The sequence below is a fragment of the Trinickia sp. genome, assembly GCF_057351765.1.
In genome coordinates, this window is the sequence record NZ_JBMRBK010000032.1 from 1 (window position 1) to 21,653 (window position 21,653).

A 21,653-nucleotide genomic window follows, 5' to 3' on the forward strand; every position below is an offset into this window, starting at 1 on the left:
AACGCGTGGAGTCGTTCAGCATAAAGCGGCGGTTCGTTCGTACTGCCGCATCGTTGTTCGTTCCAACGCATCGGGCGTCTCTTTCCCCGAAATACGATCGAGGCCATTCCAAAACAGGAGGCTTCGATGCCGATTTCCGCTGCTGGTGGCGCCGACGGCCCGCAAAACCGGGTTCCACCGCCCCCGAAAGAGCATCCTGATAACGGCGACAAAGCCCAGCCTGCTGCCCGCAGGCGTGCCCAAGGTTCTTCCGAACTGCAGGGTCTGCCCGAAGAGAATTCCAGGGGCGAGGCACGACGCCGATGGCGGTCGCTCTTCAGAACGCCGGCACGCGAGATGCCATCGCCCGAATCCGCGAGTCAGGACACGGACGCATCGAAGAAAAAAATCGTTCGCGCGGTGGACGGTGCGATATCCGAGCAGGCGCAGCCGAACCCACTGGAGGCGCTCAACGGCAGCCTCCCGCAAATCGACGTCGCACTGTCTCAGTTGTTGCACTCGCTGCCGCCTGAATTCGCGGAAACATTCGATGTCGGCGCGATCGAAACGATGGATGATTTCCTCGCTGGCAGCGACAAGCTGCTGGAGGCCCTGGAGCAGGCCGGGGTGCTCGATGCGCTGATGGAAGCCATGGGCCCGGAGCACGCCCAATCCCCGCAAGCAAACGGTGAGGAGTCCGAACAACGCAGCAGGCTGCGGCGGGCAATTGCTTCGCCGTACGTTCCGGTGATCTCCCTGGCTATCGTTGCCACCCTGCTCAAGACCGCCGCATGGTATGGGCTGCCATCCATATCGGATGATACGGTGCTCGCGTCCATCGGCCTGGGAGCGTTGGCTCACCCCGTTCTCAGAAAGGTCGTGGCGACCGCGGCAAAGATCGTCGGCAGTTGGCTGATCGCGCTGACCGAATACATTCCGTTCACCACGGCAACCTCCATTGCGGACAAGAACGACATCAATCTGGCCAAATTCCGCGGGATTCTCCAACCGATCGATCTCGGCGCCTTTCTCGGTGCCGCCGCGGTGCTCGATCACGAAAAGATCGGGCCGCACCATTACATCGGCTTTGCCATCGTCATCGCCGGTTCCACCCTTGCCAACTGGCCCGACAACGAGTTGCCGCCGCTCGAGCGCATGTTGCGCGACGCGGCAAAGCCCGATTCGGCGATGTCGAACGCGCTCGCATCGATTCGCGAACATACGCCGATCTTGAAGAACAAGGACCCGCGCGAATCGCGCAGCCAATTGCGCACTCGTCAGTCCGAAGCACTCGCGCTTGCCCAGTATTTGAATGAGGATGTCACTGCGCAGCTCAAATCGCTGGAAAGCAGTTTGCAACGCGCGCTCGCATCGCGCGAACTCGCGGTCGCTGACGGCGCGGATAGCGAGCCGACAGAACTCGAAGCCGAACTCGGCAAACAATTGAGAAAAGTCGAGAAGATGTTGGCGGCCGCTCCCCGGCTATCGGAGCAGTTGGAAGACTTGGCCCGGGAGGCCGGGGAGCAATCGGAACAGAAAGCCAAGCGGATGAAGACGATCTTCACTCGCGCATGGTGGATCGCCCAGGGCGCGGCCGCCACCGGGGCGGTCGTCTTCATGTTGAAGGACGACCCGATGGCCGCGGCGCTGAGCCTGTCGGCAGGGGCGACGGGCATCAAGACGCTGGCCTGGTTCAAGCATACGACCAAGAAAGACGAAGAACTCCTGCCAGAGAAGCTGACGCCGACGGATCCAAAGCGGCTCGAACTCGCGTACAAGATCGCCCGCGTGCTATATAGCTGGCGCTACGCGTTCTTCGAATACATCGAATTGACGATCGCCAATGGCGAGGCGGATGTCGTTCCCGTGCGCGGGGCGATCGAAGGTACCGACGCGGTCTGGACAATGGCGTTCCTGTCGATGGTGAAAGGTGCCGAAGTGAAGTTGAAACAGCTTTCGGGCCTACTGTTGGCCGCGTTCGGCATCTGGATCGCCACCCGATGACGCCGCCGCGGCGCCTGGCGTCGCGCCACCGCGCGCCCGAGGGACCGGGTGCCCATGTTCTGCGCGATACGCGTGACAAACACCGAACGTTCGTCCACGCTTCGGTTCGCGCCTCAGCACATAAATTCGCTCGCGCGGTGAGCTTTCGCAACCTTCGGACTATCTTGCGTTGCTCATGCTCGGTGCTTTGCCGCACCGCAAGACAGGCCCGTCCACGTAGCAGATGAGGAGAACGATGGAGCTTCGCCGCGCCAACTTGTCCGATGAAACCCCGGTTCGCGCACTCGTCGATGCCGCCTACGCACGCTGGATACCCGTTATCGGCGCGCGACCCGAGCCAATGCTGCGCGATTACGCCGCCGTGCTGCGTCAGCACGAGGTATGGGTGCACTGCGCGCCAAAGGGCCGGATCGATGCCATGCTGGAACTCGTCGAGGCCCCCGATCATCTGCATATCGCCAATCTCGCGGTATCGCCCGAGCGACAACGCCGGGGGCTCGGCAGCGCCCTGTTGCGGTTCGCCGAAAGCCAGGCGTGGCGCTTGCAGATTTTCAAGCTGCATCTTTGTTTGAACCGCGAAATGACGGCAAATCAGCGTCTTTACGAACGGCACGGCTTTATACCGGCACATGTAAGTCGGATCGACGGGCTGGAAATCGTTTTTATGGCCAAATCTCTCCGCCCGGTAGGGACGGATCGCATCCCATCGGGATTTGCGCCCGAATCGCCATCGGTTCGCTCCGCGGTATTTGGTCCCCCGGGCACGGTGTAAAGTTCTACTACCCACTAGGCAGCAGGCGACGCAATCATGAAGCCCATCATCCGCAACGTTGGCAATCTCGACGGAAGGCCAATCGGCGAGGACGCGACGGGTGCCAACAAGGCCCCGACGCAACACTCGCCGACCGCTCAATCGCTCCGCGGCTCGCCGCTGACGGAAATCGCCGGGACCCACAAATCGGGGCGTACGCCTGAAGCGGGACGCGCGGATACCACGCGTGCGGGCGCATTCAGGTACGCCGATGCCGCATCGGACAAGACCGCTGGCACCGCAACCGCCACGAATCTACTGCTGGCTGCATCGACAGTACGCAATGTCGATAATCTACGAGATCTGATCTCCAACCTCGTCGCCTCGGCCAAGGCGAGTGCGGCCGCGCAGTCCGAGCCGTCGCTCGAGGCGCATTGCGAAGTGTTCGAGAAAGCGGCCGACCGGGTAGTCCATTGGACATCGTGGAACCAGCAGGTGGCCGGGCTGCGCGAGCTGAGGCTGGCATTCCGCGAACTGCCGCCCGAGGTGGGACAAACGCGGCTGGGTTCGGCAATCAACGCCGCCCATGAGAAAGCGATCAATTCGCGTGCAACCTACCTCGCCAATCAGATCGAATCTGCGGAGGACCTCCGGCAGGTGTTGGGCACGCCGCTGCTCGGCCAGGACAGCAGTTGGCCCGATTCGCTGCGCGAGCTCGCCCATGCCGCGTTTCTCGAGGCGGTTGCGGACCGCCTCAAGACCCTCCCGCCCGATCAAGTCGGCGAATGGCATCAGGTTCTTTCGGAGGCAATCGTCTCGTCGCCGCCGTGGGTGGCCTACAGCGCGGACGAGAAGCTCATGCAGCTGGAAGCCCACGACCTGCTGCCCCCGGATGTCAGAGCGGAGTTCGAAGCGGGTGAGCGACTCGAGCAGGCCGCCGGATCGGTTCACGATATTGCGGACCTGCACGCACTGCTTGCCGAGCCGGGTATCCTCGGATTCGAGATGCCGGACGGTCTGCTCGGGCTCGTTCGCTCAGAGCACGACGGCAATTTGGGCCTTCAGGCACGACGGCGGCCCGAGCCGTTGGCGGTGGCGGCCACGCTGGTTGGCAGCTTCACGTCGAAGGAGGCGAATCACCAGGCCTTTGACGAGATCTTTGCGAAGGTCGACAGCATCGAACCGCCAGGTCATCGTATCGCGTCGCTCATGGCCCTCGCCGGGGCCGCGAGCCGGCTCGGCGACGACCCCGCGCGTGGGCAGGCCTACAACCGTGTGTTGAACAACGCGCGAACGCTGCGCGAGAAGCAGCAAATCACTTCTCAGCAATATGCGTTGGTGCGCGATGCGCTGCACCGGGCCGTTCAAACGCGTCAGGGTGACGATGCCGGGCCCGCGGAACAATCGGCGCTCGACGCGCTGCGTCAAGACGCCGGCGCCCGATCCCGCTACGGCCTCGCCGCCTGAAGCATTCGAAGATCTAAGCTGCCCGCCATCCCAGGCGGGCGGTATCCACCTCTCGAAAAGAATCGAGTGCGGGACATAATAAACACGACAACCCAATTAAATCCCCACCATTTCACGAAAGCCATTTTTAAGGTATCTCGGGTTTTTCGTTAAATCGAAGCAAGCTTCGCAAAAATCCAATCAAGAACACATCCGTGTCATAAAGTTGAATCCAAGAAAACGGATCGTTTCCACGCATCATTCGTCGGTCGCTTTCGTCGACTGTTTTCATCGAGCACTCAATGGGCTAGCGGGTACGTTTCCCCGTCTCTTCGCAATCGGTGCCTAGAGTGCCAGAGCATTCCAGGCAAACGGGAAATTTGTCGGTCAGGCAACCCACGACTACGAAATATCATAGTCCGGGCCCTTTCATTGCCCGCTAAATTAGCGTATTGGGCGCGGTAAGGAGGAGAGTTTGAGAACCAGCAAGAACATCCAGCACAGCCTGCTGATGTTGGATCGCAGTCAGCGTTGCCTGCCCGAATTCGTCGAGCGTTCCTCGAACGCCGGCCGATCCGCCATTGTCGACGCGCTATCGGCTGCGACTGGCCCTGACCAGCGCCGGCTCGTCATTGCCGCGACCATCGGCACCATCGGCTTCGACTCGGTCTGCTATTGGCGATTTGCGCGCACGGGCGATCTGATGACCCGCGCCCTTTATGTACGCGAATTTTCCGCCCCCGAGTGGCCGGACCTCTACATTCGCGAACGCTATATCGAGATCGATCCGCGCATTGCGTTCGCATGCCAATGCGAATGGCCGTTCATATGGGACCTGGGCACACTCGCACAAAACCCGACCGGAACGCAGACGAATATCGACCTCGTGCGTCTGCACAGCCTCGTCGACGATTGCGACCGCGCCGCCCTGCGAAGTGGAGTCACGCTCGCGCTGTCGAATCCGCGCAGTTCGTTTCAAAGCGTCATCAGCTTCAGCGCCGCGAATGCGTCGCGGCATTGGATTACCGATCGCGTGGTCGGGCAGGCTTATGCGGTCGGGCTTGCCTTGCACGAGTTCGTCCTGACACACGCCCCTTCTCTCGAAGAGAACGTGCCGGCCAAACCGATCACCCAGACGCAGCGCAGGATCCTCGGGGCGTTGACGCAGGGCCTGAGCGACAAGGAAATAGCCGATTTACTCGGGACCTCGGCCTATAACGTCGATTACCACCTGCGCCAGCTCAAGCGGCGCTATGGCGCGCAAAACCGCGTGCACCTGGCCTATCTTGCCGGATGCCGCGACGACTGGCGGCGCGACGGCAGCCCACAGCGGACCGTCGTTCGCGCCGCGGCAGCCGCCGCTTCGAACGCCGCGCAGACTTCGACCGTGGCATGAGTGTGACAGGACCCGTCCCGTTTTTCGTTTTTTAAGTCACTACATCGCATCGAAGTAAGTCACTACATTTCGCCAAACTATAGTCGGGTTTTCCGTAGAGGCCGGCCGGTCAGCATACATAGCTGACCGCAAAGGCTCTCCGCGGGCATAACTGATCCGGTTATGGGAGAGGCGAGATGGGTTGGATAATCAATCCGATGCATGGTTTGCTGCCGCCGAACGGCGCAGAACAGTTTGCCCCCGATGCGCCACTGAGCAACAACCCGGTGCCGAACGAGCCGCTACCGCTTGCACGGACACCCGGCACCGTATGCGACATTCCGCGGCGCGATCGGCACGATGATGCCGACACAGCCCAGCCATCGCGGGCCACAGCGCTGCGCGAACGGATCCTCCGCCTGGCACGCCCGAACGGCAAGACCGTTTCGAACGCGTTCGGCGCGAAACGAACGGTCTCCCCCACGCCGGCCAGCCCTGACCTCACGCTCGACGACTGCGATCTGCGCACCGCGAAAGCGCCCCGCGGCCAAAAGATCGTCGACCGCCAGCGCGGACAAAACGCCCGCATGCTAGTCGGAGATGTGGACGCGAATGCGCCGGACGGCCCGGCAATCTTCGCCAACTGGCTTGCAGCGGCGACGTACATCACGAATTCGTTCACTCATGGATCGCTGCAGGAGCGCAGACAGGCCTACGATTTCGCGCAGGAAATCCTGACTACATTCGGGCACGGCGATCAGCCCGAGGCGCCCCATCTCAAGGCGATTCTCATGGCACGCGGGCTCGTCGCAGTGTCCGGCGGCGATCTGACGTCGGCACGCGACGCGTTTCGTGCGACTTGCGGCAGGCCCGTCAACCCGGACGACGACACGCTGCGCCGAGCCTTTGCATTGCAGTGCGAGCTGGCCCTCGACCCCAATGGCTTCGAGGCGTTGCTCGAAGCGGCCCCGGGCACCATGCCGACGATCGACGGATTGACGAAGACCGAGCAACGCATCCATCGCGATGCCCATGTCGAAACGTTGCGCGCCGCGCACCGCCTGATGGCCGTCTGGCCTGAGGGCCGCCCGCGGCCCCGCAGCCTCGACGAGCTCCACATCATCGTCGATGGCGTCTTGCCCGACGACGAGCGTACCGATTTTCTGTCGTACGACTCGACCATGATGGAACCGGTGAGACAAGCGCTGCTGTCCCAACCGTTCGCATTACGAGCATTTGCGGCGGGCGTCATGCTGAGACGAAACCCTCGGGCAACCCCGCCTGCGGCTTTGCGCACGGCATACTTCGCATTCCGAAACAATATCGGCGAAGAGGATCTGCCGAAAATTCAGTCGCGGACCTTCCGGATCGTCGAGCAGGCGCAGCTGCATACCCGCAATGCCAAAGCCGAATCGTGGTTGAAAGAAGTCGGAAACACTCTCACCGGCGAATTCTCTCGCGGCCGCGAGACGAAGGACACGCCGTTCGCCGCGTTCGAACTGGGTACCGCCGGCGTCTTTCTCGACCACCCTGACAAGGATTTCGGGCAAGCGCACGCGATAGACGTCGTCATCGATGCGCTGAACGAGGTCATCGTCAGCGAGCCGCCGCGCATGCCTGGTGAAATGCCCGCCCCGAAGATCGTACGCGCGGCGATTCGCGCGGCGGTCCTTCGGCGCTGGAAAGAAAAGATCGCCGCGAAAGGCTGGCGCGACGATATGTCGTTCGGCCGTCTCGATCGCAAAAAAATCATGCACGACGTGGCATCCGCGCTCAACCTGAATCCCAGGTTCGTGCTGGCCCATCGCCGTGATTTCAAGGTACCACCCAAGGTGAACGCCGTTCACCTCGATAGCTGGGCAACCTGGGCCGGGGCCGACCGGGATCAGGTCATTTCCCGCAGCCATCGCTCGCACGCGACTGTCGGCAATGCGCCGAACACATTGGGCGAATGCCTCGAGCGCATGAAGCGGATGCGCGACGATGGGCGGCGCCCACCCCGAAACGCGCAGGGAAACTTCGACCTCTTGCACGAGTTCATCGAACACATCCCGCCGACCTGGGGGCTGCGCGCGAGTCTCGAGCGCTCCCGCGGCATCAGCACGCTCCCAACGGCGAACTCCGGCCAGAACTATGGCACCGACGCCCTCCCGGTGTCCGGCGCGCTCCTGCCCGATCTCGCCTATGTCAATGGAAGGACGAGCTTCATCGAAATCGGCTCTTCGGCGCATACGGGCCAACTGATCATAGGCAACGCGAAAAGGCAGAATATAAGCGCCGGCATGGGTGCCTACGTGGGTGTATCCGACGGGATGGCCGTGGCCAGCATCAACGGCGGCGTGTCGTTCGGAAGCGAAAACATACTCGAGAACGGCGTGGTGTTTCGCGCTCGCCTCGAGCATCTCGACGATCCGACCAACAACACCGCATGGCGCCGGACCCTTCAGCATCTGGTCAAAACCATCTCGACGAGCGGGCCGAACGGCGCGATGCCCGAAACGAGCGAACAGATGTCGATGGCGATCGTCGACGCGTTCTACAAGGATCCGAACTTGTCCGTGAACTGGATCGAGCGCGACGTATCGACGAAGTATGCAACGGTCGGCGCCGCGGCGGGCCTGCGGATCGCCGATCCGCAAGGCTACAAGACCGGCGTGTTCATGACAGGCAGCGCCACCGCGTTTCGCTCGTCGGAAGCGCGCCGCGATACGACCGGCGACCAGACCGTCAGCACCGACGCGCGCGGGCAAGGACGAGCGGCCAACGCTTCGGCTGCCGCCGTTCTCAGTTTCGAAGCGATCGAAGCGGACCTCGGGCCCGTCGCATCGACATCGGTACCGAGCCTGCCGATGGCCGCCGTCAGTACCCCGCTCTTCAAGAAGTCGACGCATTCGGTTCTGCGCGGCTTTTACGAAGATGGCAGGATCGTCCCCGAAAAGACCTTCCTCGACACCGAATTCAGTCGTCCGAAGGACTTTCTCGCTTATGTCGATAACAACAATGCGGAATGGCGCGAGGCGCTCGGCAGCCAGCGCGAACTCGACAAATTCACGACAAAGGTCAAGCTCTCCACCTTGCGAGGCAACAGACAGTGGGGAGAGCGGCGGCAATTGACGCATGAGGCCGCCGAGCGGATCAATGCACTGTTGAGCGTGCTGCGTGCCTACGAGCGCAGCACGCCGGCGTTGAGCCCCAAAGACGAGAGAGTCGTCGCCTCCACCAGGCGACAGCTCACCGCCGAGCTCGAAAACCCGGCGAACTTTCGGCCCCTCCTGCTTTACGCCTACGAAAACAACTCGGTCGAAAAGACCCGTGGACTCAATTTCCTCTTGGTGGCGGCCAAGACCACGTCGGTGAGCGGCGAGCGGGAGATCGCCTTCGTGCGCGCGCGTCATCCTCACCCCGCGACTACCTCGGCCGATCGAGAGGACGTAGCGACCCATCCTCCGCAATAAGGGAAGCACTTCGGTTCATCGTCACGCAGCTGGTGCACACCTTCACTCCGGTTGAATCGTTTGCACCATTCAATAACAGATCGGGCCGAACGTGGTGCACTGCCGCGAACCGATGTGCGGACGTGCGAATGACGGCCGGGACTGAACGCGCCAGCTACCGGGCGACCTTCGCGGGCTTGCCGAGGCCGAGCTTTTCCATGGCTTCGTGGGCATCGATGACCATCGCCGAGATCTCGCCGACAGTCGCGCGCAGCTCGGTGGCGCGCGTGCGTATCTGCTCGTACGCTTCGTTCTCTGTCAGCCGGTGCGCTTCGACGAGCACGCGTACCGCCCTCTCGATCTGCCGGCGCGCCTTGATGGCTTCTTCCAGCTTCACGACCTTGTTTTGCAGCCGCTGCTGGTAACGTGCAGCCGCTCGCGCGAGAACCAAAGTGCTGAGAATGCCCGTGGAGCGATATGGCTTCGTGATCACGCCATGCGCTTGCGTATCGAGCAGCATTTTCAGCGCGGTCGGATTCTCGTAGTCCGATAAGGCGATCAACGTCGCCGACGTATCCGCCGCGCTCCAATGCCCCGTGCTTCTCGCCTCCGGTCCGACGTGGAAAAACACGGCATCGGCATCGCCCGGCACCTGCGCCGGAAACGGCCAGATCGCCCGCAACGGACAGCCGAGCCGGCGCAATTGCTCCTCGAGAACATTGCGGTCTTCGCCGGGCGGGTGAATCACGAGTACACGCAGCGTGCGCAGATCCTCGAAGAGTCCGCGAGCCCATGCCGTCATGCGCGCCCTCCATCGAGCCAGAACTCGGAAAATCCATACGAGATCAGGTAGGGATCGGGCTTCACCGGCTTCGGGCTTTCCCAAACGATGTCGAACGAACCGTCCGGCTGGCAAACGGCGATACGGGGCGTCAGGATCGCGTGATTGTTTTCCGGGTCGATCCTGAGCAAGCCCTCGGGCGAATCGAACTCGACACCATGAACCGCATCGACGAGTTTCGCGGCATCGAGACTCTTCGTACGGGCCAACGCGAGCGCGAACAAATGGACCTGGTTATACGCCATTTCCGACCACATGCTCGCGGGCTGATCGCCGAAGCGCCCGCGCCACGACTCGAGAAAGCGCCGGTTGCCGGCCAGATCGAGCGTATTGAGGTAGCTCGCCGAGACGATATGGCTGCCGCACAACTGCGCGCCGATCATCCGCGTTTCACCCTCGGTCATCGTCAGGCTTGCGATCGGGATGCGCTCCGGATCGATATCGTGCTCGCGATACAGGCGGTAAAACGCACGTGCGCCCCGCCCGATCAAGGTGGAAAACACCACATCGGGTTCGAGCGCCTTGATTTGTCGCACCACGCCGACCAGATCGTCGACATCGGCATCGCTCGGCAGATAGACTTCCTCGACGATTTCCCCGCCGTGCTGCTCCACCATGTCCCGCATGATCCGATTCGACTCGCGTGGATAGATGTAGTCGGCCCCCACGAGAAACAAGCGCCGGCCGTGGTTGCGAAGCAAATACGCAGCCAATTGCATGCTGTTCTGGTTCGGCACGGCCCCGGTATAAATGACATTCGGCGAATATTCGAAGCCCTCGTATATGGAGCAATACCAGAGCAACGCATTGTGGCGCTCGATCACCGGCAGCACGGCCTTGCGGCTCGACGACGTGGAACAGCCGAACAACACCGTCACATCGTCTTCCTGCACCATCCGCGTGGCGAGTCGGCGATACTCGTCGGGGTCGCTCTTCGGATCGTATGCAACGGGATCGAGCAGACGGCCATCGATGCCGCCTGCCGCGTTGATTTCCTCGATTGCCAGCACCGTTCCGAAGAAATGCTCGGACTCGGTCGCCGCGGTCACGCCGGTTCGGGAATACAGCACACCGATACGCCATCCGGGCTCCGCCGATGTCTCATTGTTCGAGCGCCGCGGCTTCGACTCCATGGTGTCTTCGTCTCGCATGGCTCAATCGTTCTCCAACGTCGCGGCGAAATGTCCGACGTGAGCGCCGACGGCGCGCTCGACGAACGATGCGGCATCGAGGCACACGGCATCGTCCCACGGCCGGCAGATCACCTGCACGCCTATGGGGCCGCCACGCAGCCCCCACAACCCGGGAACGCTCACGCAGGGACATCCGAGCAACGTCCAATTGCGATTGAACGAGGGGTCCCCCGTCGAGCCAAGTCCTTCGAGCGCTTCATCGGGCGCGCTCGGCGTGATGAGCGCCGTAATGCCGTCGAATAGCTCGGAGAGCTTTTTCCTCGCCTGCTCCACGAAGGCGCATGCGTTGACGTAAGCGGCCATGTCGACGGTTGCGGCCCGATCGAGAAACGCGCAGAGCATCGGTGAGAGTTCGGCGCGATGGTAGTCGTACTCGTAGCCGAGCGATCGATAGGCCTCGTAACGCTGGATCGTTTCGTGCGCGGCGGCAATGTCGGCCATCCAGGGCGCAAAGCGCACGCGCTTGATGCGGCCGCCGGCATCCTCGATCGCGCGGACCGCGGTCTCGAGCGCGGCGGCGGCATTCGCGGATGGCTCGCCCCACGAGTAGCGGTCCGGCAAGCCGAACACCGGACCGGTGCTGTCTTCGCTGACGGCGAGGCGGCGGCCCGAAAGCACTTGCGCGAAATAAGCCACGTCGCTCACGCCGGCTGCAAAAAGGCCGACCGTGTCGAGCGACCAGGAAAAGCACTTCATGCCGACAGTCGAGAGCATGCCGAACGTCGGCTTGTAGCCGGCTACGCCGCAAAACGAGGCAGGCCGGATCGTCGAGCCGCCAGTCTGCGAGCCGATAGCGAACGGCACGATACCGGCCGCCACCGCGGCCGCCGATCCGGACGACGAGCCACCGGACGTACGCCCCAGGTCGGAGGGATTGCGTGTCACCGTCGGCGCCATATAGGCGAACTCGCTCGTGACGGTCTTGCCGACGACGATACCGCCGTAACGCCGCAGCCACGTGACAACGGCCGCATCGGATCGCGGCTCGTGCCCCCGATAGATCGACGAGCCATAGCTCGTCACGAATTCGCTCGTGTCGAAAATGTCCTTCACGGCGATCGGAACGCCGGCCAACGGACCTTTGGCTACCATGGCCTGCGCCATCGCAGCGTCGTGCTGAACCACCGCCGTCATCGCCCTGACCTCGGGCTCGATCTCATCGATTCGCGACAGCGATTGACGGACGGCGCGAGTACGCTCGCGCGGATCGTTCGCGATACGCCGGATGAGATCCAGGCCCGACTGCGGTCGATATAGTGAATGTGCGCTCATCATGCCTCGCCTATCGTGAAGGTCAAACGCGAAGGTGTTCGAAAATGGATGCAGCCGCCGCATCGTCGTTCGCGCTGCCCTGATCGATGATGTGCCCTTGCTTGAGCACCACATAGCGATCCGCGACTTTCAATGCAAAAGGCACGTTCTGCTCGATCAGCAGCAGCGTCGTACCGTGGCGGTCGCGCTCCCAGAGCAATGCGTCGGCCAGCCGGTCGATCACGGACGGCTGCAAGCCCTCCGTGATCTCGTCGAGCAGGATGATCGACGGCCGCATCATCAGGGCGCGCGCCACGAGCAGCATCTTCTGTTCGCCGCCCGAAAGCGTGCCGGCGTACTGCTTCAGGCGGCTCTTGAACACGGGAAAAATCGGCTCGATCTCGGCGAACCGCTCGTCGAACCACGAAGCTTTCACGAGGCCCAGGCGCAGGTTGTCCCGAATCGTGAGGTCGGGAAACAACGCATGCTCCTGCGGCGCGTAGGCGATCCCGGCCCGTGCGATCTGATGCGGCGGCAGTTGCGTGACGTCGCGGCCGTTGACGCGGACCGCGCCCGTCTTTTTGGGCAGGTAGCCCATGATGGTCTTGAGCAGCGTGGTCTTGCCCATGCCGTTCTTTCCGACGAGGGCAACCGCTTCGCCGCTCGCGATCGACATCGACAGCTTGCGCAGCACGACCGATGCCTTGTAGCCGCTCGTTACGTCGTCGACATGCAATGCGGTTTGGGGGCTGTTCATGATGCTTCCTTTTGCGTGGCAGCCGTTCCGGCGTAAATCGTTTTGACGAGTTCGGAGTTGACCACCTCTTCAAAACTGCCCTGCATGACGATGCGGCCCTGGTGCAACACCACGATGCGTGTGGCAACCTCCGCCACGAAATCGAGATCGTGCTCGACGAGCAGGCAACACAGCCCATATTGGTGAGCGAGCGCTGCCAGCACGCTGCCGATTTGCGTGCGCTCAGTCTTCGTCAGTCCCGCCGTCGGCTCGTCGAGCAACACGATCTTCGGTTCGAGCGTGAGCACCATCGCCAACTCGAGCGCCTGCTGCTCGCCGTGCGACAGGTCCTTCGCCACGGCGCCGAGTTTGCGGTCGAGACCCGTCGTACGGACGACTTCCATCGCGTAGGGCGGCAAACCGAGCGTGTCGGAACGCTTGACGAGCGAAGGCCGTTCGATGATGGTGCCCGCGATCCGCAGGCACTCCGCGACCGTCAGCGTCTCGAAGATGTTCGCGTTCTGGAACTTGCGTCCCAGCCCGAAACGCACGCACCGTTCCGGCGGCGCCCCTCGCGTGTCGTTGCCGCACAGTACGACCGTGCCGGCGGAGGCTTCGGCGCCATCGCTCATGCAGCGCATGAGGGTTGTCTTGCCCGCGCCGTTCGGACCGATCAAACCCACCAGTTCGCCGCCGTCGGCAACGAGATCGATGCCTTGCAGGACCTTGAGCGTGCCGAAATGCTTGGCCACGCCTGTCATTTGGAATGCCGGGCCCTGCGCCGTCTGCCCGGCTTGCACGCTGACCTTCCGTTCGATCAGCTCCGGTTCGGCACCGGCTGCGGTATGCAGGCGCAACGGCGTGAAAAGCAGCGGCACGAGACCGCGCGGCAGCAGGACGATTACCGCCACGAACGCGGCCCCGAGAATCAATTGCCACGCGAAAGGCATGCTCCCGCTCAGATAGGCGGTCCCAACGTTGATCAGGATCGTGCCGACCACGGGGCCCCAGAGCGTTCCCCGGCCGCCCAGCGCAACCCAGATGATCAGTTGCGTGCCGAGGACGAAGCCGGTCAGTTCCGGTGCGACGACACCGCTGAACGAGCCGTAGCCGAAGCCCGCGATGCCGGCGACGATGGCGGCCGCGATCAGCAGGACGATCTTGACGAGCGAGGTGTTGATGCCGAGGTACGAGCAACGCGATTCGTTGTCGCGAATCGCCACCAGGACGCGACCCCCGTCGCTGCGCACGAGCATCCATGCCAACAGCGCAATGCCGAGCATTCCCGCGCCGGCGATCCAGAACCATGCTTCGAGCGGCAGCTCGAACGTATCGAATCCGGTGAGACCCGAGCTCGACCCCGTCCATTCCCCGCCTGACAACAGCAGCTGGCTCATCACGATCGGCAGCACGAGCGACATGACCGTTGCAAAGAACGGCGAAGCGCCGCGATAGAACGACAACCATCCGACCAGTGCCGCAACCGCAGCCGACACGGCGATCGCCGCGCCGATGGCGAGCGCCACATAGCCCAACGAGAAGCCGCCATGCGTAAAGACCAGGCCGGCCGCGTAGGCCCCGATGCCGAAATACGCCGATTGTCCAAACGTCAGATAACCGGTGTAACCCCACAGCACGTCGACCGTAATGGCGACGATGGAAAAGAAAAACGCCTGGACGAGCACGTTCATCAGGTAGGTGCCGAACACGAACGGCCCGGCCACCAGCAACACCAGGGTGAGTACGACGAGAACCGGCAACGCGCGGGCCTGCTTCGCGCGCCGCTTGCGGCGCTCGTCGTCGTGCTGCGTCGCTTGCCGGCCGACGTTGCCCGCCGATAGATCGACTTTAGCCATGAGAAAACCCCTTCGGACGGATACGCAGCGTCAGCGCGGCCAGCACGGCAATGGTCAGGCCGCCCAGCACCGGGCTCACGAACGTGCTGACCAGTACCTGGCACGCCCCGAACACGAGGCAGGTGACAAGCAGACTGATCATCGAGTAGCCGGCCACCATGACCAGCATGAATGCGCTGACGAGCCACGGCAGCCCCATGTTCGGATCGACGCTCGACAGCGGCGTGATCAACATGCCGGCGAGCGTTCCGAGCGCCGAGCCAAGGCTGAACGTAATGAAGCGAATGCGGCCCGAATGAATGCCGAGACCCCGCGCGAGATCTTCGTTCATGATGACGGCGCGTGTCTTCACGCCAAAGCGTGTGCCGGACAACAGCGCGATCAGCAGCGCGCAGATGGCAAGCGCGATCGGGATCAGCAGCAGCCGATAGGCCGAGTATTCGGTGCCCGCGATCGAGAAGGTGCCCTTCATCGGCGTCTCGACGAACTGCACGCCGCGGCCGAAGGCCATCACGATGAGCTGCCCGATGACGATACCGAGCCCCCACGTGGCCAGAATGGCATCGAGAGGCCGCTTGTAGAGCGGCCGCACGATGACCTGCTCGACGAGCATGCCGACAGCGATGCCCACCACAATGGCGAGCGGCACGCCCATCCAGGGATCGAGCTTCAGTTGCGTGACGACGAAACTCGCGTAGGCGCCCATGGTGAGAAGCGCACCGTGAGCGAAATTGACGATCTGCATCACGCCGAAAATCACCATCAACCCGGTGGTCACGATGAACAGCACCGCCGCGGTCGTGAGAATGTCCAATGTCAAAACCATTTGCGTCTCCGAATGCATCCGCCGCCGGCTCTCCCCGGTCGCAGGCCGGCGGGCGTTTGCGTTCCTTGCTTCGTTTTCGACCAGCCTACTTGAGCTTCGGGCATTGATCGCCCGGATCCACGTCGCTGAAAGTTTGCAGAATCTTCACCGAGCCGTCGGTCTGAATCTGCCCGAGCTGCATTGCAAGCGGCGTATGCCGGCTCTTGTCCATCGATACGCGCTGGCGCGGCCCTTCGAACGACACTTCGCCGAGTGCCTTGACGACCTTGTCGGGATCGGTCGAGCCGGCCTTTTCGACAGCCGCCTTATAGAGGAAGAACGCCTCGTACTGGGGCTCGGACAGTTCGTTCGGTGTCTTCATCTCGCCGCCGAACTTCTTTTTCATGCCGTCGAGGAAGCTTCGATTCTGCTTCGTCGGAATGCTCGTCAGATACGAGCCCGACATGTACATCCCGGAGGCTACGTCGCCCATGGCCTTGGCCGTACCTTCGTCGATGGCCAGATTGCCATACGGCATGGTGAGCCCGGTCGCCTTGAACTGCTTGGCCAGCGCAACGTTCGGCGCGCCGCCGGCCGTCGCGCTGATCAGCGCGTCGGGATGCGCCGCGCGGATCTTCGAGAGAATCGGCGTCCAGTCCGTGCCATCGATCGGCAGATACTCCTGACCGACGACCTTGCCGCCATGCGCGGCGATGTACTTCGCCGTGAAGTCGAGCATGCCCCGGCCGAATGCATAATCGTTGCCGACCAGATAGAACGTCTTCGCGCCCTTGCTCTTCATGAAGTAATCGACCACCGGGGCGACCTGCTGGTCCGGCACCCAGCCGTTGACGTACATCCACCGATTGCACGAGCGGCCTTCATAAAACGACGTATAGATGAACGGCTTTTTGCCCCGCGCCACGATCGGCAGTGCGGCGTTGCGCGCAGCGCTCGTTTCCATCGAAATGATCGCGTCGACGTTGTCCTTGAACACGAGCTTGTCGTAGGCCTTTTGCGCGCCGACCGCGTCGGACGCATCGTCGGCGATATCGAGCTCGACCTTGCGACCGATGATACCGCCGGCCGCGTTGATCTCATCGACGGCCAGTTGCGAAGACTGGACGACGGCCGGCGCCACGACACTGTTGGCTCCCGATAACCCGACCGCGACGCCGATCTTGATCGGGCCGGCGTCGGCACCGAACGCGCTCGAGCAAGCGCACATGCCGGCAATCACCGCGCTCGCGGCGGCGAGAAATCTGATCTTGTAGGGCTCCATGGACTTTCCTTTCGTAGTAGTGGGTTGCGGAAACATGCAGGTGTGGGCATACATACCGTCAGACGTCGGACGCGGGCCAGCCCGTGCCCAGCATCGGGTCGTACACGTCCGCGCGGCGATCGCGCATGACGTGGTTGAATTCGTTGAGCGTGCGTTGCGCGCGCGTGCGCGCCAGATCGATCGTGGCATAGAGCACCTCCTCGCTCTCGCGGCCCGCGGGCCCCGCGAGCGGCCATCCGTCGCCGCCTACGATGACACTCTGGCCGATGAACGGCTGACCGCGCTCCGTTCCGACTCTGTTCGCACAAGCGATCGCCAGGCCGTTGCTGTGCGCGGCGGCCATCGTGAGCGTAGTCGCCATCGCGGGACGATCGGTGGGCTGCGAGGGCATCGGCACCCAGTTCGTCGGCACGCAGACGATATCGGCACCTTGCATGGCCGCGAGGCGATAAGTCTCGGGAAACCAGCCGTCGTAGCAGATCGCGATGGCCACGCGTCCGAGCGGCGTATCGAAGACGGGCACCCCGCGGTCGCCAGGCTCGAAGAAGCGCTTCTCGTTGTTCCAGAGGTGCAGCTTGCGATAGACGCCAATGTGCCCTGCGGGACCGGTGAAGAGTGCGGAGTTATAGAGGTGCCCGCCCGCGCGTTCCGCGATACCGGCGACGATATACACGCCTAGCCGCCGGGCCGTCTCGCCGAAGACCTGCGCGGTTTCGCCGTCGGGCAATGTTTCGGCGAGCGAGACGGCTTCGTCGCGGTCTGCGAAAACATAACCGCTATTGCTGAGCTCGGGCAACACGATCAGCGCCGCGCCGTGCTCGGCGGCCGTCTCGATGTATCGAACCGCGCGCGTCACGTTATCGTGCTTCGCTCCGACGTGTGGCTCCATCTGCACGCATGCAATGACGAGGCCTTCCATGCCGGGTGCTGCGGACTTTTCCTGCGACATCGTTTTTCGTCTCCAAAAGCAAAAAGCCCCCGAACCAGCGTTGGACGCAAGTTCGGGGGCTACGTAGCCTTCCATCTGTAGCACGGCAGCGTTGCCGTGGAATCGTCATGGACACATGGCGATTCGATGTGGGCCAATTTATGAATTCAAATTGTCGCTGTCAAGCGTTTTGAGTATTTCTAGGGGTAAGCCCTGCGTTGGCCCGATGCAGGGACTCACCGTTCATTCACCATCCACAACGTTCGGGAGGCAGCCACTCGCATCGATCCATCAATTGCTGTGAAGGTCCATCATCTTGTATGGCGGGTTCGATGGCAGGTCTCCGCCGAGTCGCATGGCCATCTCCTGCACGCCGTTGACGGCATTTGCAATCGCGCCCGGGACAAAGCCGCCCTCAGCGCTCGCTTCTTCATTGATGCAAATGAGTCCGTCCGACGGCTGACGAAGCGAAGCATTGAAGAGCCGCCTCGTGTTGCTGAGATCCCCGGGCGCATCCATCTTGAATGCGCCATGAAAAGGATGCTCCGCGCTCCAATTGATGAACTTGATGGTGTGCTGGTACTGTGTAGCCAGCTTCGCCAGGTTCGCCAATTCTTGACGCGCAGGGTCGTCCGAATCCTCCGCTGCCAGGTTGTTCAGATCTCTGATAGCCAATTGAAGCTGTTCCTCGCCGCTCGTCGCCGATACCTTCGGCGTGTTGTCGCCAAGGCTATAGGTGAAATAAAGGACTGCACCACCGTTACCATCCGGCACCAGATACATTTGCTGGAACCGTCTGCTTGCCTGGATGTTACCCGGGAGCGGACCTGCCGCCTCCAACGCTTCCCTGGGAATTGCAATGGCACCCTTGGTCGCGCCGACGATGTTCGCCTGCTCCATGGCAACGCCGATCTCGTCCGGCATCACCCGCTCCGAATCCACCTGTGGGCCTGTGAGACCCATGTGGGCAGCTTCGGCCGGGCTGCCCGTGAAGAATACTTGGTCGAACTCTTCGATCGTCGTTTCCCCGGTCTTCTTGTTGACCGAGGTCACGTAGTACACGCCGTCCTTCTTCTTGATCTCGGTGACCTCGGTGTTGAGATGAATGGCACCCTCTGCGGCGAGCGATTGCCCGTCCGTCTCGTCCGCAATCATGCTGTGAAACGGGGCATCCGCTCCGCCGACCAGGCCCTCGTGATCCACAAGACGCCCGTCGATGATGAACCGGAATTCCTCGAGAAACGACGTGGTGAAATACCCTTTATATCCGCCGACACCGATACCGACAGTGCCGAATATCAACCAATCCCTCTCGCTCCACTCGATCCCCTGCTCCGCGAGGAGATGCTCGAGACCGGCACGAAAAGTATAGCCATCGAATTTTTTGGTGGCTTGATCGCAAAGTTCGTAGAACAGCGCTGTATCGCCCGCATCGCGCGCCGCCATGATCGGCTCGGTAAGCGATTTCATGGCAGCATTCGCCTGATCGAAGACCTTTCTCAATTCCGGATTCGCGACTTCCTGACCGGGCTCGGTCTTGTAGACCTCATTACCGATGATGTATGTCGTCGATACCGTGTTCGGATTGGGGAACGGCGTAAATGTGTGATCGAAGCGCTCAGCCAAGGTCCGGTGGAGATTTGTCGGAGAGAAGCGCATCGCCCCAGGGTGAAAGACCGCGGTGGTGCCGTCCGGGTGCGTCCATGTGTCCGTGGCCATCCGCCCACCGATCGTGTCAGCCTGCTCGAAAATCTTGGGCTTCACGCCCATGCGGTGCAACAGGTACCCCGCCGTGATGCCGGCCGGTCCACCACCGACAATGCCCACCCTCAGTGTCTTCGCCACGTCGGCATCGAGCGTCGCGACGCGAAAGTCGGTGGCCTCCAGAAAGCCCGCGTAGTCATATCCATGATGCTCGGGCTGGGTCATACGCAGATCGGTGAAGCGCTCCTTGAGCAGCGTTTTGAGCGCATTGTCGTCCCCCGCCGCCTTGAACGGCATCATGAGCTTGCGCTGCGCCGCCTCGCTACACACGTTGAAAAGACGCCCGGCGCTTTGCTGATCCATGTTGACGACCGTGTGCTCGAGCCAGTCGCGAACCGGCGTGCGAGCCTCCTCGGACGTAGCGGGCTGGGTCGTGTCACCGAGCAAATGAGCTTGTCGCGTTCCAACCGACTCCAGCACGTAGCCCTGCTCGGCCTCCGACAAGCAATGCCAGTGAAGCGTAATCTCACGATGCAATTGTTGTACTTTCTTGCCCGGTTCCGTGTCGTCCAGCTTGCGCAGATTCTGTATGACCGCGGGTGCGAGTTCCGCGCGCTCGCGCGGCCATTTGCCCGCCGGAGTACGAAAATAGCAGCCAACGGTTTGCGGATTGAGCGGCGGGAGCGGGCGGCCGCCCTCGGCCGGCAGTGCCTCGTACCCATTCCACGGCGGCGGTGCCGAGCCCGCCGAAGCCTGCTTCGCCGCAGCGCGGTCCGTGCGCTCGATCCCCCGGAGAAATGATTTCGTATCGATTCTGGCCGACGGCCAGGCGGACGCCGCTTCCTTTGCTTTCGCAGCCGCGCTGAGCGTCTGGCTCGGAAGCGTTTGATGCAAGCGTGAGGTGGCGCCGGGCGCGGCCGGGCTAACGGCCGTGCGGCGCGCCTGTGGACCGCCCGACGCGCGCGAAGTTGCGGTCGGCGTAATCCTCTCACCGGACGGAGCATCGGCCTGCGGCACCGCCGCAGGGGTCGTTGAATTGATACCTGACGTCGGACGGAAAGTGCTCATTTTGGTCTACTCCTGGTTTGGGTTAATTGGCGCGCCATGACGCCGCAATCTCGCGGACATCGACAACGAATCTTTATGCGGTACGCATATCAAACCAGAAGCGGTAGCCTACAATCGATTACAGTCCGAATATTCAACCAGAAACACGAAGTGTTTCCGCGCGTCTTTATACATCCACCAACTTTTGTCACGCTCGGCTGATTATGAATTATCAGCCGAAACGGCGCTTCGAACGTGACGGGGGCCGGCCATCGATGTGGACACGGCCGGCTAAGACCCGTCCGCAAAGGGTCTAGAGGTTTTTCCGTAACACCTTCTTCGTTTCAAGCATTATGTCTTCGCATGCATACCTCGCTTTGTCATTCGTCTTTTTCTTATTTACATTGACAGCACTTACTCGCGATCACCCGGAAGACATTGAACACGAACCAACGTATAAAAATGCGAAATAGGCGCAATCCAGCTTAATTTCAGATGCGAAGAAATCATCTGAAATACGAAATGCGCGTTGAAGGCACGAGCCGATCGCTTACCGGCGATGCGGAATCGATTCCAAGCACATTCCCAGCCAATTGGCATTTCATTTTTGCGCTGCAATGAGCACGAGTTCGCATGCGGGCCTCGCGTGGGGGCAAGCGGCAGTAAAGTTGCACGTAGCTGCAGCATCCCTAGCAAGCGCTCGACGTGCGGAGCGACTTCAGGTCCGTTGCATTTCCCCGAACGATCAACTGAACCGGTGCGGTGCCCATCCCGCCCGCGCCGCGTTTCGGCGCATACGCCCAAGCGGCGCGCGGTCGGTCTGATCTCGATCGCCTGCATGCGAGGCGGTCAATGCCCAGTGTCATCCCGTTGGGTCTTTAGAGCATTCGCTCTGGACGGCCCGTTTTGTCTATGCTTGTCCTCGTCTATCGTATGCGTGGTGAATGGAATTTGTTAGACTTCCTGCCGTTCCGGCACCCATTCCGGTACGGCAATCCCGTCGGCACTCGCTGCAACATGG

15 protein-coding genes are annotated in these 21,653 nt (G+C 62.0%); 5 read left to right on the top strand and 10 right to left on the bottom strand.

Annotation, left to right across the window (positions count from 1 at the left end; translation table 11 throughout):
- Positions 1–336: 336 nt before the first annotated feature.
- From ACO1XS_RS07455 to ACO1XS_RS07475, 5 genes are all read left to right on the top strand, one after another.
- A complete protein-coding gene (locus ACO1XS_RS07455; protein WP_486390344.1) occupies positions 337–1,983 on the top strand; it encodes a DMT family protein in 1,647 nt (548 codons plus the stop codon).
- Between the two features lie 340 nt (positions 1,984–2,323).
- Positions 2,324–2,755 (top strand): GNAT family N-acetyltransferase, encoded by a 432-nt coding sequence (locus tag ACO1XS_RS07460; RefSeq protein WP_486390345.1) that lies wholly within the window; start codon positions 2,324–2,326, stop codon positions 2,753–2,755.
- A 36-nt stretch (positions 2,756–2,791) separates the two neighbouring features.
- Positions 2,792–4,201 carry a hypothetical protein gene (locus ACO1XS_RS07465; protein WP_486390346.1) on the top strand — a complete coding sequence of 470 codons (1,410 nt, stop codon included), beginning with the start codon at positions 2,792–2,794 and terminating at the stop codon, positions 4,199–4,201.
- A gap of 454 nt (positions 4,202–4,655) precedes the next feature.
- Positions 4,656–5,576 (top strand): helix-turn-helix transcriptional regulator, encoded by a 921-nt coding sequence (locus tag ACO1XS_RS07470; RefSeq protein ID WP_331568669.1) that lies wholly within the window; start codon positions 4,656–4,658, stop codon positions 5,574–5,576.
- A 176-nt stretch (positions 5,577–5,752) separates the two neighbouring features.
- The gene (locus tag ACO1XS_RS07475; protein WP_486390347.1) at positions 5,753–9,010 is read left to right on the top strand and encodes a hypothetical protein; all 3,258 of its coding nucleotides are present in this window, start codon (positions 5,753–5,755) and stop codon (positions 9,008–9,010) included.
- A gap of 154 nt (positions 9,011–9,164) precedes the next feature.
- On the opposite strand, the gene ACO1XS_RS07480 is transcribed toward ACO1XS_RS07475, so the two are convergent.
- The 10 genes from ACO1XS_RS07480 to ACO1XS_RS07525 all read right to left on the bottom strand — a co-directional run bounded on the left by ACO1XS_RS07480 (position 9,165) and on the right by ACO1XS_RS07525 (position 21,472).
- The gene (locus ACO1XS_RS07480; protein WP_486390348.1) at positions 9,165–9,791 is read right to left on the bottom strand and encodes an ANTAR domain-containing response regulator; all 627 of its coding nucleotides are present in this window, start codon (positions 9,789–9,791) and stop codon (positions 9,165–9,167) included.
- Entirely contained in the window at positions 9,788–10,963 is a 1,176-nt protein-coding gene (locus ACO1XS_RS07485) for a transporter substrate-binding domain-containing protein (protein WP_486390370.1), read from the bottom strand. The genes ACO1XS_RS07480 and ACO1XS_RS07485 overlap by 4 nt, the downstream gene beginning before the upstream one ends.
- 21 nt (positions 10,964–10,984) lie before the next feature.
- Positions 10,985–12,298, bottom strand: coding sequence for an amidase (locus ACO1XS_RS07490; RefSeq protein ID WP_486390349.1), 1,314 nt, complete (start codon positions 12,296–12,298; stop codon positions 10,985–10,987).
- Between the two features lie 19 nt (positions 12,299–12,317).
- Positions 12,318–13,031, bottom strand: coding sequence for a branched-chain amino acid ABC transporter ATP-binding protein (locus ACO1XS_RS07495; protein ID WP_331573840.1), 714 nt, complete (start codon positions 13,029–13,031; stop codon positions 12,318–12,320).
- Positions 13,028–14,866, bottom strand: a complete 1,839-nt coding sequence (locus ACO1XS_RS07500) for an ABC transporter permease subunit (protein WP_486390350.1) — start codon at positions 14,864–14,866, stop codon at positions 13,028–13,030. The genes ACO1XS_RS07495 and ACO1XS_RS07500 overlap by 4 nt, the downstream gene beginning before the upstream one ends.
- Positions 14,859–15,692, bottom strand: a complete 834-nt coding sequence (locus ACO1XS_RS07505) for a branched-chain amino acid ABC transporter permease (RefSeq protein WP_331573836.1) — start codon at positions 15,690–15,692, stop codon at positions 14,859–14,861. The genes ACO1XS_RS07500 and ACO1XS_RS07505 overlap by 8 nt, the downstream gene beginning before the upstream one ends.
- A gap of 85 nt (positions 15,693–15,777) precedes the next feature.
- Positions 15,778–16,953, bottom strand: coding sequence for a substrate-binding protein (locus tag ACO1XS_RS07510; RefSeq protein WP_414720336.1), 1,176 nt, complete (start codon positions 16,951–16,953; stop codon positions 15,778–15,780).
- A gap of 58 nt (positions 16,954–17,011) precedes the next feature.
- Entirely contained in the window at positions 17,012–17,902 is an 891-nt protein-coding gene (locus ACO1XS_RS07515) for a nitrilase family protein (protein WP_486390351.1), read from the bottom strand.
- 270 nt (positions 17,903–18,172) lie between these two features.
- Positions 18,173–20,089: a flavin monoamine oxidase family protein gene (locus ACO1XS_RS07520; RefSeq protein ID WP_486390352.1), complete on the bottom strand. Its 1,917-nt coding sequence runs from the start codon at positions 20,087–20,089 to the stop codon at positions 18,173–18,175.
- Positions 20,090–21,046: 957 nt separating this feature from the next.
- Positions 21,047–21,472 carry a hypothetical protein gene (locus ACO1XS_RS07525; protein WP_486390353.1) on the bottom strand — a complete coding sequence of 142 codons (426 nt, stop codon included), beginning with the start codon at positions 21,470–21,472 and terminating at the stop codon, positions 21,047–21,049.
- Between the last annotated feature and the right edge of the window lie 181 nt (positions 21,473–21,653).